Source organism: Brevibacillus laterosporus DSM 25, from assembly GCF_002706795.1.
GTDB lineage: Bacteria > Bacillota > Bacilli > Brevibacillales > Brevibacillaceae > Brevibacillus_B > Brevibacillus_B laterosporus.
In genome coordinates this window covers 3,286,546-3,302,634 of sequence record NZ_CP017705.1, presented here as the reverse complement: position 1 = coordinate 3,302,634, position 16,089 = coordinate 3,286,546, and the positions used below count along the sequence as shown (strand labels likewise).

Below are 16,089 nucleotides of genomic sequence, written 5' to 3'. Positions count from 1 at the left end.
TTTTTCAATCATTCACAATAAAAAGACCGGGGAACCCCCGATCCTTCTAGGTAAAATTTACTATTATTTTTGAAATACCTTGTATTTCTCCAAAATCCATTCTATCAATGGACTCTCTTCCGTCAATTCACAATATTTCATAATAGTTGCCTTCAAGCCTTGCTGCCTAATACTATTTTGTAGCTCTGTTGCTTCCGAATCTTGTTCGTAATCAAATGAAAGAGCCGCTGCAATCCCCAAGCAAAGTGCCTTTGGCTCTATCTGATAAAACAATGCTTGACGGGCTGGGTTAATAAAACGATCGTTAAAACCGAGCTTACGAATTGGTGAACGTGCAATACGTGTCACTTCATCTTGTAAATGTTTATTCTCAAAACGACGAAGGATCTTAGTAATATAAGTTGCATGCTCTTTTGCATGAAAACCATATTTTTTCTGCAACACGTTACCTGTCTCTTGCAATGCTTCTTCTGTTAAGTGACGAATCTGCGGATCTTTGATCGCTTCTTCTATATAGGAATAGCCTTTTAGATAGCCAAGATATGCTGCCGTAGCATGCCCTGTGTTCACGGTATATAGTTTACGCTCAATATATGGTTCAAGATTATCCACATATAAAATATCAGAAGATTCTGGTAATTTACCTTTTGCCTGTGATTGATCAATCACCCATTCAAAATAAGCTTCCACCATAACCATTAGCTGATCATCATTCTTTTGCATCGGAACAATTCGGTCTACAGCAGAATCCGGAAATCCAAATTGCTGATCTGCTTTTGCATGATCTGCCTCATGTAAGTGACTATACACATATTGTTTTAACAGTGTGCTTCCACCTATCGCATTTTCACAAGCAATGATGTTAAGTGGCTCTTTGGTTTGATTCATACGTTCCTTCATGCCCAGAGCAATTGATTTAGAAATGTATGGAAGAATATGGGGTCCGACTGCTGTGGTGACGAGATCGGCAGTAGCAATGGCTTGTACTACTGCCTGATCGTCTGCCCCATGTAAAGCACTTACTTTTCGGACTGTAAATTCTTGAGTTTCTTCATCAGCGATCTGTACCGTATAAGATTTACGTCGGTTTATTTCATTAACAAGCTCTTCGTTAACATCCACAAAGCATACTTCAAAACCTGCCTGTTCTAGTAACAGTCCAATGAATCCTCGTCCAATGTTACCTGCTCCAAAGTGAATGGCACGCATCCTACATACCTCCCTTGATGATATCCATGATCTCTTCATCGGTAGTAGCATGAACCAATTTCTCAACATTTTCTTCCTCAGATACCACAATCGCTAAATCAGACAAGATATCCAGATGCTCATCACCCACACCTGCAATACCGATCAATAAGCGGGCTTTATTTCCATCCCCAAAATCTACGCCTTCTGGAAGCTGTACAATTGAAATTCCTGTACTTTTAATCAATGTCTTTGCCTCATTTGTTCCATGAGGGATTGCCACACCATTGCCAAGATAAGTGGTTAACATCTCTTCGCGCTCTTGCATTTTATTAATATAGTCCGCTTCAACATGACCTGCTTGCACTAATAGCTTACCTGCTAGTTCAATCGCTTCTTGTTTGTTGTTTGCTTTTTGATTTCGAGCAATTACGATGTTTGTCATAGGTGGTTTCCTCTCTCTCCAACTTTTCTGAAACAGAACTGTTTCAATTTTTCTATAAAGTAGGTTTTTATCGTGATAGGCTGACTGCTTTCTATTACATTCATTGTCTCTTCTTCAATTAAAAGAGAACTGATTTCACTCAGAATTTCTGTTCCTTCACTCCGCATGTCTTGTGGACTTACCAAAATGAGTAATTTGGTAATGTTCATCTCTTCCCCATCCATCGACCGGCGTATAATCGGCTCTTGTAAAAATCCAATTGAAAAGGAGGGTTGTACGATTTCGGCACTTTTAACATGATAGAGAACCTGTGTGGTACCTGGTATACCAAGACCGCTTTTCTCTTCGCGTTCTAGTAATGTACGAACTACCTTTCGATAGTCACTCATGACCCCAAGATTCTCCAATTGCTCACACATCGCTTCCAATGTTTCCTTAATATCCTGGTTCTGGTTATTTAGTTGGACATCATACCAACCCTTACAGATGGTCAGCGTATACCTAAAGTAGGATTCGCCTGCCTCCAAATGATCCATGATTTTTTCTATCGTTTGCGGTTGACTAGGCTTAGCGTCTGTCAAGGGCTCTATTTGTACCTGACTGAGGAAATTTCGTATACTAACAATTTCTTCACGTGATAATAAAGGGCTTACTGTAATGTAAGGCTTCTGATCAAATGGGACAGGAATCGTTGAGATAATCAAGTCGTACTCCGTAAAATCAATTTGATTCACCTCAAAGATAGAAGCGTGTTTAAAAACTTCTATTTCCGGAATCTCTGCTTCGATCCGGTCTGCCAACATACGAGAAGATCCAATCCCACTTGAGCAAACGATTAACGCTCTATATTTGATACGTGTTCTTTTTAATCGCTCCATCGAAGAGCCAAAATGTAGAACAAGATAAGCAATTTCTTCCTCTGGAACCTGAACATTAGGAAACGCTTCCTTGACTGTTTCCGCTATCACTTGGAACACTTGCCCATAATCTTGTTTGATTTTAGTGAGCAACGGATTGCGAATGTGCATCCCTCGCCTCATTCGATTCATTGCCGGCTCCAAATGAGTTAAGAGTCCTGATAATAATGATCGATCTTCATAAAAATTGACCATTAATCTTTTCCCAGCACCCTCCATCAGCTTTTGTGCTACAGCGGTTACTTCCACATTATTGATCTCTAACAGATCGTGCTGACTCATTCGTAGCTTGGAACCTTGGAGATGCATGGTAATATAAGCAACTTCTGCTTCAGGAAATGGAATGCTAAAGGTACTTTCTAATTCGCTAATGATTTGCTTAGCAATTTTATATTCCGCCTGCATTTTCAAATCTTCAAGGTAATGCTGATCAATCTCGATGTGCTCACCTTTCATGAGTCGTTCAATCACGAGGGACAAATGAACTACTAAAGCAATATAGGAGCTATCAGCCAATGGATAAGGTAGGTCATTTCGTACACGTTGCAGCGTATTTTCCACAGCAATCAATCTGTCTTTTTGAATCAGACCTAATAACTGTTCGGAAGCACTATCTACCCTTTGAGACGTTTTCTGTTGGATATTTTCTTTTAATAAACCAATTAGCTGTGTTTCATCTAAGTTTTCTGAGAGTAAGGACGTCATGGCTTTTCGCTTAGCTGCCTCCGTGCCCTTCAACTCAATTCCATATCCTCTGCGACGTACTAAATGTAACTGAAAGCCCTTAACCCAATCTTCCAATTGATCTAGATCATGACTAATGGTAGGAACAGCCACCTTCAGATTATGTGCCAGCAAAAATAGCTTAATGGGTTCATTCGCCGCTAGCAAAGTACACAAAATAATAATGCGTCGCTCATCTGGGGTAAACTCTCTTTGGGTCAATTGAACTGTCCCTTGATGTTGTCCCTGATTGTATTCATGCTCGGAGGAATGCGGCATGGCCCGCTCCAGTGCTCGACGTAAGCTCTCTTTATCTTGTTCAGCCCCTTGGAGAATCAAGCCAACCCCCGACCGTTTCATTAAATGAAGTTCGTATTGCTCCATCAATGGTTCTATCTCAGGTAATTCACGGTGTACAGTGCGTGCACTCGTTTGGATTTCATCAGCAATTTTAGCAATGGTAATCCCATTGTGCTCCCGTAGTAGTATCATGATCATTTGTTGTTGTCTCGCTGATATCTGCACATGTACACCGCCTTTCTCCTGTATTTCCTATCAATTATTCACTTAGATAGGTGGTTAACTCATCATATTTAGGACTACTTAGGAAGTTTTCTACCGAGATATGATGTGCTTGGGGTACAGTTTGTTGAGCACGTTGTGTTAAAGATTTGTGCGTAACAACAATGTCTACATTCTTCGGCAAATCATTAATTGCCTTATTTGTTACCTCCACATCAATGCCAGCTTTTTGAAACTTCTTACGTAGAATAGAAGCACCCATAGCACTTGAACCCATTCCAGCATCACAAGCAAAGATTACTTTTTTCACCTGTTCTTTTGCAGGTAATCCATTGCTAGCAACAGCCTGATCTGTTGCGTTAGCGCTTACAACAGCGCTTTCTGTTTTGGTACTTTTCATTGCTTTCATTTGTGCAGTTGCTTTGTGTAGCTCATCCTCTTCATCCGATGCTGCTGAAGCTTTTAAGAATACAGATGCAATAAGGAAAGAAACGATCGTACTAATTACTACCCCAGCAACTACTGGGAATAATCCACCTTTTGGCGCCATAGCAGCTATGGCAAAGATACTACCTGGAGATGCAGTTGCTACTAGACCAGCACCTAACAGTTTGAAAACAAACACCCCACTGATTCCACCGCCAATTGCTGCTAGAATTAACTTTGGTTTCATCAAAATGTAAGGGAAATAAATTTCGTGAATCCCACCTAAGAAGTGAATAATTGCTGCACCCGGAGCGGATTGCTTAGCTGCACCACGCCCTACCAGCCAATAAGCTAGCAGAATTCCAAATCCAGGACCTGGGTTTGCTTCAAGCAAGAAGAATATTGACTTACCAGTTTCCGCCGCTTCTTTTAATCCAATCGGACCTAATATCCCATGATTGATTGCATTATTTAAAAATAAAACCTTTGCCGGTTCAATGAAAATGCTGACTAAAGGTAAAAGACCCATATCAACAATCGCTTGAACACCTGCCGCCAAAGCATTTGTAAGAGCGGAAACAACAGGACCTACACCTGTGTAGGCAATAATGGCCAAAATTGCTCCAAGAATACCCGCTGAGAAGTTGTTAACCAACATCTCAAAACCTGCTTTGATCTTTCCTTGAAATAGCCCGTCCACCTTTTTCATAGCGTATCCGCCAAGTGGGCCCATGACCATTGCACCAAGGAACATCGGAATTTCTGCACCAACGATAATTCCCATGGTAGCTATCGCTCCAAGTACGCCACCGCGTACATCGTAGATCATTTTACCGCCAGTGTAGCCAATCAATAACGGTAGAAGATAGGTGATCATCGGACCTACCATTTTACCCAACTCTTCATTGGGAATCCAGCCGGTCGGTATAAACAGAGCAGTGATCAGTCCCCAAGCAATAAAGGCACCAATATTTGGCATCACCATCCCACTTAGAAAACGACCAAATTTTTGAACCTTTACTCGTAGGCCCGTATCTTGAGACTGCTGTGTTGCTACAGATGTCTGATTCATAGTCATGCTCCTTTCAAACACAAGCTCCATATGAGAAACAATCATGTTTTGTTCATGACTTAATAGTAGAATGGTCTCGTTTCTTATTCAACAAAATGAAAATCTAGTTCCGTCATGAAGAATGTTGACAAAAGTTAAATTAATGACGGAGAAAGGCTTTGTTACAGGGTATTTCCAAGCTCCATTTCGGTAATGACAGCCATGTTGTATAAAAATGCAGGTTTACATACAACTGTAAATAACCAATCATGATAAAAATTTTTATTGCTTAGGCGTTCTCATCTCTAATGGATAAAAAAACACGAACAAGGGAAGTTAGATGATATGAACTGAAATGTCATGTGGAACACGATACATACGTTGTTCGTAATCGTTCATGATTCTATTTTGTATACATAACAAATCTTTTTAGTAAGGTTTCATATAGAAGGGGTAATAAAGATGTTAAAAAACCAACTTAAAGATAGATTAGAAATAAGAAACGTGACTGAGGAACATTTGGATCAATGTAACGAACTAATTAAATATGTGTTTCAGGTAACCAACACAGAAATAAGAGATTTAGACGAGGAATTCTGGGTAGAACAAAAAAGACCTATTCTTCGTTCCTGCACTACTATCGGTTGGTTTGATCAAGATAAGCTTGTCTCACAAATCATGGTTTATCCATTTATGGTTAACATTCACGGCACCCCTTACGAAATGGGTGGCGTAACTGGAGTTGGAACCTACCCCGAATATGCCGGATTCGGACTAATCCAAGCACTAATTAAAAAAAGCTTGACCATTATGAAGGAGAAAGGCCAAACCATTTCTTATCTATATCCATATTCCATTCCTTTCTATCGCAAGAAAGGCTGGGAAATTATATCCGACATGATTGATTACCAAATAAAGGATACCCAGCTTCCCAAGATGTATGAAGTTAGTGGACGTATGATTCGAGCTGAATTTACACATCCCGATCTTCAACATGTCTATGCTACATTCGCCGAACAAACAAACGGTGCGATGCTTCGAAATTCAATTGCCTGGAATGAACGTTTTCGTTGGGAGAAGGATGAATTGTCTGTTGCTATCTACTACAACGCAGAGGATCAACCTACTGGTTATCTTTATTACAGGGTGGAGGATGAGACATTTTATGTGGCTGAAAAAGTCTACTTGGATGAAGACGCACGTCAAGGTCTTTGGAACTTCATCAGGGCTCATATCTCAATGGTCTATGCTGTAAAAGGAAAAATTTTCACAAATGATCCTATTGCCTTTCTACTGGAAGATGGAGAAATCGTGCAGAAAATTTCTCCTTACTATATGGGCCGCATTGTTGATGTCAAAGGATTTTTAGAACGCTTTCCTTTTATTCGAACCAATTGTAGTGAAATCATTTTGCATATAGAAGATCCCCTGCTTGATTGGAATAATGGTACCTTTGTACTGACATGGGACGAGGAAAATCGCATACAAATTACGAATGAAGCAAAAGAAGGTGGACTATCGCTAACGATTCAAACCCTAACGACTATGATGATGAGCTATAAACGTCCTACCTATCTATACAAGATTAAAAGATTACATGGTTCAATAGAAGCAGTTGGCTGGTTAGAAAAAATGATCCCAAATGAAACCCCTTGGTTTGCGGATTATTTTTAACAATACAATTAGAAAAACCCTCCTGCTCATCTAGAGTGGAGGGTTTGGCTTTATTAACCATCTATTACTTAATCACTTGAAGCTGTTGCGTTCTACCTTTAGTAATTAATTCATAAGCACGCTTAACTTCTTCATCTGAGGGAGAGCGCTGTCCTTTTAGTGGATACTCTTTGCCCAGCTCTTCCCATTTATATATACCCATTTCATGATAGGGTAGAATTTCAATTTTTTCCACGCCATGCAGGGAACCAATAAATTCTCCCATTTCAAGCAAATGACTAGCTGAATCCGTAATACCTGGAATCAACACGTGACGAATCCACATTTTTTTACCGTGATCAGATAAAAATTTGGCAAATGCCAATGTCCGGTCATTTGGTTGGCTAGTGAGCCAGATATGCTTTTCCCGATCCATTTGTTTTAGATCAAGAAGAACCAAGTCGGTCACTTCCAGTAATTTATCCGCTTTAGCTGTGTCACAGAATCCTGAAGAATCCAGGGTTGTATGAAGACCCCATTTTTCTTTAACAGCTGTAAATACCTCTGTTACAAATGGTGCTTGTAAGGTTGGCTCTCCACCCGTTACTGTCAAGCCACCACCAGAGTTACGATAATAATTCAGGTAAGGTTCAATTTCAGCCAAAACCTCGTCTACCGTCATCTCTGTTCCACCACTGGTATCCCATGTATCTGCATTATGACAAAATTTACATTTTAAAGCACAGCCTTGCAAAAATAGTACAAATCGAATACCTGGACCATCTACAGTACCAAATGTTTCAAGAGAGTGAATTCGACCTTTCATGTTGATCAATCCTTTCTACACAACAGCAAGAGAAGGAAAGCTGTTCTAAGTTAGTGTGTCATTCTCCGTCACTTTCCTTCCCTTGCTGTTGCCCGAAGTAGCCAAATGGCTACCTCGGAAACAGTCGGGATACTTATAAGCCTAGATTTTGCCGTGGAAAGTACGGTTGATAACATCCAATTGTTGTTCACGAGTCAATTTGATGAAGTTAACCGCATAACCGGATACGCGAATTGTTAATTGTGGATATTCTTCAGGGCGTTCCATTGCATCCAACAATTGTTCACGGTCAAATACGTTCACATTTAGGTGATGACCGCCATCTGGAGTCATGTAACCGTCCATCATGGCAACCATATTATTGACACGGGATTCTATATCTTTACCCAATGCTTTTGGCACGATTGAGAATGTATTAGAGATACCATCCAAGCTATGCTCATAAGGAAGCTTAGCTACGGAAGACAAGGATGCCAAAGCACCTTTTTTATCGCGTCCATGCATTGGGTTTGCACCCGGTGCAAATGGTTCACCAGCCTGACGTCCATCTGGAGTCGTACCTGTCTTTTTACCATAAACCACGTTCGAGGTGATTGTAAGTACTGACATCGTTGGTAACGCATTACGATAAGCTTTATGCTTACGGATTTTGTTCATGAAGCGCTCCATGATATCAATCGCAATGGAGTCAACACGATCATCATTATTACCATATTGCGGGTAATCGCCTTCTGTTTCGAAGTCGACCGCAATACCTTGCTCATTACGGATTGGTTTTACTTTCGCATACTTAATTGCAGATAAGGAGTCTGCCACTACGGATAAACCAGCGATACCGCAAGCCATCGTGCGTAGGATTTCACGATCGTGCAGTGCCATTTCAATACGCTCATAGGAGTATTTATCATGCATGAAATGAATTACGTTCAACGTATTCATGTATAGCTTCGCAAGCCACTCCATAACATTATCGAACTTCGCCAACACTTCATCAAAGTCAAGTACTTCGGAAGTGATTGGAGCAAATTGTGGTCCCACTTGCATGCCTGATTTTTCGTCTACACCACCATTGATTGTATAAAGCAATGCTTTTGCAAGGTTAGCACGAGCGCCAAAGAATTGCATTTGCTTACCAATTCGCATAGCAGATACGCAGCAGGCGATACCGTAATCATCACCAAAGTATGGACGCATCAAGTCATCGTTTTCGTATTGGATAGAGCTTGTTTCAATGGATACTTTCGAGCAGAACTTTTTGAAGTTCTCAGGAAGATCTTTTGACCAAAGAACAGTCAAGTTTGGCTCTGGAGCTGGACCAAGATTATAAAGTGTATGCAAGAAACGGAAAGAGTTTTTCGTTGTGCGAGTCTTACCACTTAGGGACATACCAGCGATAGATTCAGTTACCCAAGTTGGGTCGCCAGAGAATAACTCATTGTAATCAGGAGTACGCAAGAATTTAACAATGCGCAGTTTCATTACGAAATGATCAACTAATTCTTGTGCCGCTTCTTCTGTCAATGTGCCTTCAGCAAGGTCACGCTCAATGTAAGCATCTAAGAAAGATGAAACACGTCCTAAGCTCATTGCCGCCCCATTTTGTTCTTTAATAGCAGCAAGGTAGGCAAAGTATAACCACTGGAATGCTTCATGTGCGTTCTTCGCAGGCACAGAGATATCAAAGCCATGTTCTTTTGCCATCATTTTTAATTCTTGAAGGGAACGAATTTGTTCGGAGATTTCTTCCCGTAAACGAATAACATCTTCTGTCAAAGAATCTACTTCTAATTGAAGCAGGTCGCCTTTTTTCTCAGCGATTAGACGATCAACACCGTATAAAGCTACACGACGGTAGTCACCAATGATGCGTCCACGACCGTAGGCATCTGGAAGACCTGTAATGATACCTGCACGACGAGCCTTTTTCATATCTTCTGTATAGGCATCGAAAACACCTTGGTTATGTGTTTTACGAATATTGGTAAACAAGTTAATGATAGATTCTGGTACTTCAAAGCCGTACGCTTTGCAAGCATCAATCATCATGCGGATACCACCGAAAGGTTGAAGTGAACGTTTAAATGGTTCGTCTGTTTGTAAACCTACAACCTTTTCTTTATCTTTATCCAAGTAACCTGGTTTATGGGATGTAATGGTAGAAGGAGTGTTAACATCTACATCAAGCACACCACCATTTTCACGTTCTTTTTTTGTTAAGTCAGAGATGATATCCCAAAGTGCTTTTGTATTAGCTGTAGCACCGGCCAAGAATTTGTCATCGCCATGATATGGAGTGATGTTTTCTTCAATGAAGTCACGAGTATCAATCGTTTTTGTCCATTTCCCTGGCTTAAAACCTCTCCATGCGTGTTCAAATGTCTGTAGGTCTTTTTCTTGAATCGCCATCTTACATACCTCCTCAAGTATTGGCTCGTTGTTCTGTACTCGGCAGCACAACTCTTTACATGAGGTGTCTCTGCCTGTAACGAAGGCCATTCTATATTGTTAAAAAGCTATTGAAGGATCTGTTGCGTAAGAGAGCTTGTTTGGATTCTGAACAGCTGCTCTTTACAACTTCATCATACAAGAGAGATTGTGTGATGGTGTGTGAAAAAGATCACATATGTACCTATTTTGTGATATGGTTCACAAATTTGTTTCATTTATCTACTAAAACTGTTTTAATACCAAAAACCATTGATATATAACACATTTCAGATCATCAAAAAAGAAAAATGATACAGGTTATATCCCTGTATCATTCATTTCTTCCTTACTCCATATTCACGGTAACAATATCCCCGATCACCTGTAATTGATAGATTTTTACTTGGCCTGTGTCCGGTTCCTGAACCTGACCGCTTTCTAAGCAAATCTTCCAATCGTAGAGAGGATCATACACATATTTACCAGAGACAATCCCTTCCGATATAGGCCCTCCTCGATGCGGACTTATATCTTCAAGCGCACACATACTCCCATCTGATAGTCGAAAAACGCAAATTCGTTCCTCTCCTACCTGTACCACTCTTCCCAGTTGAACAGGGAACTCTTCCACTTGTCCAATGGTTATTGTTTTAGTGAACTCCCCCATGCTGTTTTCCCCCTTTTCGCTTGACATTGGTCCGTTTCGCTTCTCTGTACTATGACAGACTTTCCACCTTAATTGGTTCAAACAGCTGTGTTCTTGTTTCTTGATCTTGCAGTACTTTTTTCCATGGGTCTTGGACTTGTCCAAGTGCCAATTCGATACGAGTAAAAAGCTCCTGGCGATTCTTCACATCTTCGACCACATTTTTAGTGATATCTTCAAGCCCCATTCGCTCAACCCACTCAGAAGTACGTTCTAGATACTTTCCTGTTTCACGATAGTACTGGATAACTGCGCCGCAAATTTCAACTAGCTCCTCATCATTTTTTACTTTGCACAATAAGTCTGCGACACGTGCCTTTATACCACCATTACCGCCAACATAGATTTCCCAACCGCCATCGTTACCTACAATCCCGATATCTTTCGTGCAGGACTCGGCACAGTTACGCGGACAACCATTTACCGCCATTTTAAATTTAGCTGGCATATCGAGACGCTCGAATTTTTTTTCCAAAGCAATCCCCATACCAATCGAATCAACTGTCCCAAATCGACAGAAACGAGAACCAACGCAGGTTTTTACTGTACGCAAAGCTTTGGCATAGGCATAACCGGATGGCATATCAAGCTCTGCCCAGACTTTTGGCAGGTCTTCCTTCTGTACACCTACCAAATCGATCCGCTGCCCACCTGTCATTTTCACCATTTTCACATCATATTTCACAGCAACATCAGCGATTTTCTTTAAATCTTCTGCTGTTGTTACTCCACCGTACATACGTGGTACCACCGTATAAGTACCGTCTTTATTAATGTTAGCGTTCAAACGTTCATTCACAAAACGAGAAGCCTTTTCATCCTGATACGTTGTCGGATGAATCATTCCCAAGTAATAGTTCAATGCAGGACGACATTTGGAGCAGCCTTCTGGGTTTTTCCATGCTAATACATGCATCACTTCTTTAATCGTAGTTAGACCCATCTCTTGTATCTGTGCTACGATTTCATCACGGCTCAACGTGGTACATCCACAGATGCCTTGTTTGTTCGCATTGACATCAAAATGATCACCGAGTACATACTGTAGCACTTGTTCCACCATTGGCTTACATCCCCCACAGGACCGTGCTGCACCTGTGCAAGCTTTTATTTCATCAACCGTTGAGCAACCTTGTTCCTTTATCGCTGTCACAATACTGCCTTTCGTTACTCCGTTACATCCACAGATAATCTCTTCGTCAGACATCTCCGCTACTAAAGCTGCTTGGTTGCCCCCACCACAACATGTTCCTGAGCCCATTATGGAAGCGTACACCTCGTCAGTCATTTCTGTTTGAGTGTTGACCAGCTTTTGTAAGCGAACGGATTCACTCACATCGCCGAATAGAATCCCTCCAACGATTTTGTTATCTCGAATCAAGATCTTCTTATAGATTTTCTTCCAATCATCCTGCATACGTACGATGGTCATATCTGCTTGATCCTGAAATTCACCTGCTGAAAATACGTCTACGCCAGAAATTTTTAATTTAGTGGATACGACTGAGCCTTCATAGCCTTTCGTCTCAATCTCACATAACTGCTTAGCTAAAATAGCCCCCTGCTCAAATAACGGAGCTACCAATCCATAACAAAGTCCTCGATGCTGACTACATTCCCCAACCGCATACACATCTGGTGCAGACGTTTGTAGCAGGTCATTTACAACAATCCCTCTTGCTACCTCAATATTACTTGCTTTGGCCACGCTGGTATTCGGCACTATTCCTACGGCCATCACAACAAAATCTGCCTCCAGTATGCTTCCATCGGAAAAACGTAGCCCCGTAACACGTTCATCCCCAAGTAGCTCTACGGTTTGTTTGCCCATCGCAAATTGGATGCCCTGACGCTCTAGTTCTTCTTTTAGCATGTTTGCTGCTATGTCATCCAATTGACGTTCCATCAAAACATTACCTAAGTGAACAACCGTTGCTTCCATACCTAAATGAACCAAGCCCTTAGCCGCTTCCAATCCCAACAATCCGCCACCAATTACGGCAGCTTTTTTACAGGTCTTAGCCGCTTCCATCATTTGATTACAATCATGAATGTCTCTAAAGCCAATTACTCCTTGTTTATCCGCACCAGGTACTGGTAAAACAAATGCTTGAGAGCCAGTAGCAATAATTGCTTTATCGTAAGAATATACCGATCCATTATCCGTATACACCTTTTTCGCTTCGGTATCAATCCGAGTCACCGCTGTACCCGTCTGGAGTTCAATCTGATTTTCTTTATACCAGCTATAGTTGTTTAACACGATATCATCAATCGTTTTACTACCTTCCAGCACATAAGATAGCATAATGCGGTTGTAGTTAGGATGAGGTTCGTTTCCTATGATCGTGATGTGATACCTCTCTTTGCTGTGCTTCAAGATTTGTTCAATTACGTTGACACCAGCCATTCCATTTCCAATTAATACGAGACGTTGTTTTTTCATAGACAATCCTCCCAAAATCTTCTATATATGTTTGTGAAATAATGCACAAAAATAACTTTACAAGATTCTACGTGAGTTACGTAATCTACTTTTACTCCATTTAAAACGCTGCTATATCAAGGATTTACTAATCCTTTTATCTGTGTACAGACCGAGTATAGTATAGAAAAAGACCAGCAGATGTGTGGTAGATCACAGGTATAACGACAATTTATCTAGCCGATAAAATAAAGCCGATCGGCTCCTAACAAGACGATCGGCTTTCCTCTATAACAAAATGTTCAATTCCCTTAAAGCATGGCTAATACCGCCCTCATCCACATGCTTCGTCACATAGTTCGCATGCGGAAATACCTCTGGATGCGCATTTCCCATCGCTACTCCCATCCCTACATAACCGATCATCTCAATATCATTCTTACCATCACCAAATGCTACCGCTTCAGATTTGTCTACGGTAAGGTGCTGTAGCAAGGCTTCGATGCCTTTTGCCTTGGAACCATCCTTTGGCATCACATCTAGGGACACGTTATGCCAACGGAAAAAGCGCACATTTGTCAGAGCATCGTCTTGCTCGTAGACCTCCTCTTCTCCTTCTGCGCAATGAAGCCAGCATTGGTAAATCGGCTTGTCACGGAATACCTCTGCATTCATACCAGGTGGTTCAAATAAAATAGAAGAAACAGCACTATTCACCATCTCATTTTCCTCATGTGTCGCATAAAAGGAATCGCCACTTAAATATACGAGTGCATGATTGCGTTCCATTACAAGCTGGTATAGCTTCTCGATACTTTCGACATCAATAGGGGTAGAATAAACCACATCCCCTTTGTGCTCTACATACGCACCATTAAAGCACACCAGTGTCTCAATTCCTAAATCCTCCGCGAGTTCACGAACATGAAAGGGGGAACGCCCCGTAGCAATAACCGTATGAATCCCGCTATCCTGTAACTGACGAAGGGCTTCTCGAGTATCCTCTGGAATTTGCTTCTGTTCATTTAATAGCGTGCCATCCATATCAAAAAAGATAACCTTATAGGACATTCGCTTCTCTCCTTTTTTCTGACTTATTCTTCATTATAAACGAAATATTCCTACTCATTAAGTGAAGTTCTTTGCACGAACCCTAAGCAAGCTGGCATGTTTCTCCCTCTTTGTAACATATAGTCTACAGATGGGGTGATCCAAGATGGCTATTCGCATGAGACGACGGCGTATTCGAGCGTCAAAAAAGAAAATTTTCTTTATTGCTTTCATTGTCTTTCTCGCAATAATCATCCAGAGTATCGTTTTAGTGGAGCAAAAAATTAAGCCTACCTTATTAGTGATCGCCAAACAAAAATCAGAGCAAATTGCCAAAGAAGCCATAGCAGACGCGGTGACCAAAAAGATTGCTCAAATTGATATGAATACGGCTGAGGTTCTAGACATTGAAAAGGATAAAGATAATAAAATACGTGCTATTAATTTTAATTTTCAAGGGTATTCAAAAATCATGGGGGAAGCCAATCAACGCATTAAAAACAGGCTAAAAGAGTTTGAAAGTGAAAAAATTGTAGCGGGTGTCCCTCTCGGATTAGCCTCAGGTAGCTCCTTTTTATCAGATACGGGGCCTAAATTACCTGTCACCTTTGTACCTGTTGGTTCTGCGAAAACATGGCTTGACCCTAAGCTATCGGAAGCTGGCATCAACATGGTAATGGTAACGGTCTATCTTCAAGTCGAAGTACGTTTGCAAGTGATTATACCTTTTGCAACCGATCAAACCGTCGTAACAACCTCCATCCCCATAACCAACTCTCTTGTCGTGGGAGAAGTGCCAGACTATCTGTACAACAATCCACTAGGAAAGCCAGAGGTTCCTAGAATGCAGGTAGAGCCACAAGCTAAATAACGCAAAAAGAATCCTCTCTTTATTGGGAGGATTCTTTCACTTGAAGAACGATATCTCGCCACTCGCTAGCATGAGCTAGTACCATCTGCGGCAAGGTACATGTATCATTTGCTACTTCCAGAAGTAACCGTTCCATTTCCAAAACTGCCAAATCACGCTCCCACTCACTAATCGTTTTGTTTCGTAAGGCCTCCTCCAATTCATCCTCATCCAATACTTCACTTATCCCAGTAGGAGTCATCGCTAAATCCAGATATAAATCATCGTACCAAGGAACACCATTTTCCCCCATACCATGTCGCAGGATCATATCAAAATAAAAATAGACCACGTTACCTGACTGATCCATCATTGCAGTCATAACATAATGTCGACCCGCTGGAAAACATTGAATCCAGACATACCCATCATCTGCTATACAGATTTTTTGTCCCTTAATGGTTACCCAGTATGGTTCTGCCATTTTTGTTAGAACTAGTCCAGTAATGATCCCGTCAAAGTACTCTCCCCGTTTAGCCAGTGGTACAAAATGCTTGTCTAACACTGTTGTCCAACCTGTTACATCTGCATATTTCCGTTTCATGAATAAGTCTCCTTTATATCCTGTAGCAATCATTAGCTCTTATCATTGTAACAGATAGAAGTTTAGTTGGAATTTTGGAACTTATAACATAATTTTTTATCTGAAAATATCGTCAATGGCACTTCACAGATTAAACACAATCCCTTAAAACGCTTGATATGAAAGCGCTTTACGATCATAGCTAAAAATTATAGGATGGTATTATCGGTAAATTGTGATTTTTTTCACTTAAGCTTTTATGAATGGTTATTACAATCATGGTGAACCGATCATGAG

12 protein-coding genes are annotated in these 16,089 nt (G+C 40.9%); 2 read left to right on the top strand and 10 right to left on the bottom strand.

The window, feature by feature from the left end:
• Positions 1-63: 63 nt before the first annotated feature.
• The 4 genes from BrL25_RS15795 to BrL25_RS15780 are packed head-to-tail and all read right to left on the bottom strand — an operon-like array spanning position 64 to position 5,293.
• Positions 64-1,209 carry a mannitol-1-phosphate 5-dehydrogenase gene (locus BrL25_RS15795; RefSeq protein WP_018671370.1) on the bottom strand — a complete coding sequence of 382 codons (1,146 nt, stop codon included), beginning with the start codon at positions 1,207-1,209 and terminating at the stop codon, positions 64-66.
• A 1-nt stretch (position 1,210) separates the two neighbouring features.
• On the bottom strand, positions 1,211-1,633 hold the full coding sequence (locus BrL25_RS15790) for a PTS mannitol transporter subunit IIA (RefSeq protein WP_018671371.1): 423 nt from the start codon (positions 1,631-1,633) through the stop codon (positions 1,211-1,213).
• Positions 1,630-3,798: a BglG family transcription antiterminator gene (locus tag BrL25_RS15785; RefSeq protein WP_018671372.1), complete on the bottom strand. Its 2,169-nt coding sequence runs from the start codon at positions 3,796-3,798 to the stop codon at positions 1,630-1,632. Before BrL25_RS15785 ends, BrL25_RS15790 begins: the two co-directional genes overlap by 4 nt.
• 34 nt (positions 3,799-3,832) lie before the next feature.
• Entirely contained in the window at positions 3,833-5,293 is a 1,461-nt protein-coding gene (locus BrL25_RS15780) for a PTS mannitol transporter subunit IIBC (protein ID WP_018671373.1), read from the bottom strand.
• A gap of 441 nt (positions 5,294-5,734) precedes the next feature.
• On the opposite strand from BrL25_RS15780, the gene BrL25_RS15775 reads away from it, so the two are divergent.
• Positions 5,735-6,946 carry a GNAT family N-acetyltransferase gene (locus tag BrL25_RS15775; RefSeq protein WP_018671374.1) on the top strand — a complete coding sequence of 404 codons (1,212 nt, stop codon included), beginning with the start codon at positions 5,735-5,737 and terminating at the stop codon, positions 6,944-6,946.
• Between the two features lie 64 nt (positions 6,947-7,010).
• Here BrL25_RS15775 and pflA read toward each other — a convergent pair whose 3' ends face one another.
• The 5 genes from pflA to BrL25_RS15750 form a co-directional block, all read right to left on the bottom strand.
• Entirely contained in the window at positions 7,011-7,751 is a 741-nt protein-coding gene (gene pflA / locus BrL25_RS15770) for a pyruvate formate-lyase-activating protein (protein WP_018671375.1), read from the bottom strand.
• A 141-nt stretch (positions 7,752-7,892) separates the two neighbouring features.
• Positions 7,893-10,157 (bottom strand): formate C-acetyltransferase, encoded by a 2,265-nt coding sequence (gene pflB, locus BrL25_RS15765; protein ID WP_018671376.1) that lies wholly within the window; start codon positions 10,155-10,157, stop codon positions 7,893-7,895.
• 367 nt (positions 10,158-10,524) lie between these two features.
• Complete coding sequence (locus tag BrL25_RS15760) at positions 10,525-10,845, bottom strand: nitrite reductase (NAD(P)H) small subunit (RefSeq protein WP_018671377.1); 321 nt, start codon at positions 10,843-10,845, stop codon at positions 10,525-10,527.
• A gap of 49 nt (positions 10,846-10,894) precedes the next feature.
• The gene (gene nirB / locus BrL25_RS15755; RefSeq protein WP_018671378.1) at positions 10,895-13,330 is read right to left on the bottom strand and encodes a nitrite reductase large subunit NirB; all 2,436 of its coding nucleotides are present in this window, start codon (positions 13,328-13,330) and stop codon (positions 10,895-10,897) included.
• Positions 13,331-13,597: 267 nt separating this feature from the next.
• Positions 13,598-14,380, bottom strand: a complete 783-nt coding sequence (locus BrL25_RS15750) for a Cof-type HAD-IIB family hydrolase (RefSeq protein ID WP_018671379.1) — start codon at positions 14,378-14,380, stop codon at positions 13,598-13,600.
• Positions 14,381-14,525: 145 nt separating this feature from the next.
• On the opposite strand from BrL25_RS15750, the gene yunB reads away from it, so the two are divergent.
• Positions 14,526-15,230: a sporulation protein YunB gene (yunB, locus tag BrL25_RS15745; protein WP_018671380.1), complete on the top strand. Its 705-nt coding sequence runs from the start codon at positions 14,526-14,528 to the stop codon at positions 15,228-15,230.
• A gap of 19 nt (positions 15,231-15,249) precedes the next feature.
• Here yunB and BrL25_RS15740 read toward each other — a convergent pair whose 3' ends face one another.
• Positions 15,250-15,813 carry a DUF402 domain-containing protein gene (locus tag BrL25_RS15740; protein ID WP_018671381.1) on the bottom strand — a complete coding sequence of 188 codons (564 nt, stop codon included), beginning with the start codon at positions 15,811-15,813 and terminating at the stop codon, positions 15,250-15,252.
• Positions 15,814-16,089: the final 276 nt, after the last annotated feature.

What these genes read in the sequence shown, in the direction of transcription:
- pflA (WP_018671375.1), bottom strand. Translation starts at nt 7,751, where the DNA reads ATGAAAGGTCGAATTCACTCTCTTGAAACATTTGGTACTGTAGATGGT.
- yunB (WP_018671380.1), top strand. Translation starts at nt 14,526, where the DNA reads ATGGCTATTCGCATGAGACGACGGCGTATTCGAGCGTCAAAAAAGAAA.
- BrL25_RS15750 (WP_018671379.1), bottom strand. Translation starts at nt 14,380, where the DNA reads ATGTCCTATAAGGTTATCTTTTTTGATATGGATGGCACGCTATTAAAT.
- BrL25_RS15760 (WP_018671377.1), bottom strand. Translation starts at nt 10,845, where the DNA reads ATGGGGGAGTTCACTAAAACAATAACCATTGGACAAGTGGAAGAGTTC.
- BrL25_RS15795 (WP_018671370.1), bottom strand. Translation starts at nt 1,209, where the DNA reads ATGCGTGCCATTCACTTTGGAGCAGGTAACATTGGACGAGGATTCATT.
- BrL25_RS15780 (WP_018671373.1), bottom strand. Translation starts at nt 5,293, where the DNA reads ATGAATCAGACATCTGTAGCAACACAGCAGTCTCAAGATACGGGCCTA.
- nirB (WP_018671378.1), bottom strand. Translation starts at nt 13,330, where the DNA reads ATGAAAAAACAACGTCTCGTATTAATTGGAAATGGAATGGCTGGTGTC.
- pflB (WP_018671376.1), bottom strand. Translation starts at nt 10,157, where the DNA reads ATGGCGATTCAAGAAAAAGACCTACAGACATTTGAACACGCATGGAGA.
- BrL25_RS15740 (WP_018671381.1), bottom strand. Translation starts at nt 15,813, where the DNA reads ATGAAACGGAAATATGCAGATGTAACAGGTTGGACAACAGTGTTAGAC.
- BrL25_RS15790 (WP_018671371.1), bottom strand. Translation starts at nt 1,633, where the DNA reads ATGACAAACATCGTAATTGCTCGAAATCAAAAAGCAAACAACAAACAA.
- BrL25_RS15775 (WP_018671374.1), top strand. Translation starts at nt 5,735, where the DNA reads ATGTTAAAAAACCAACTTAAAGATAGATTAGAAATAAGAAACGTGACT.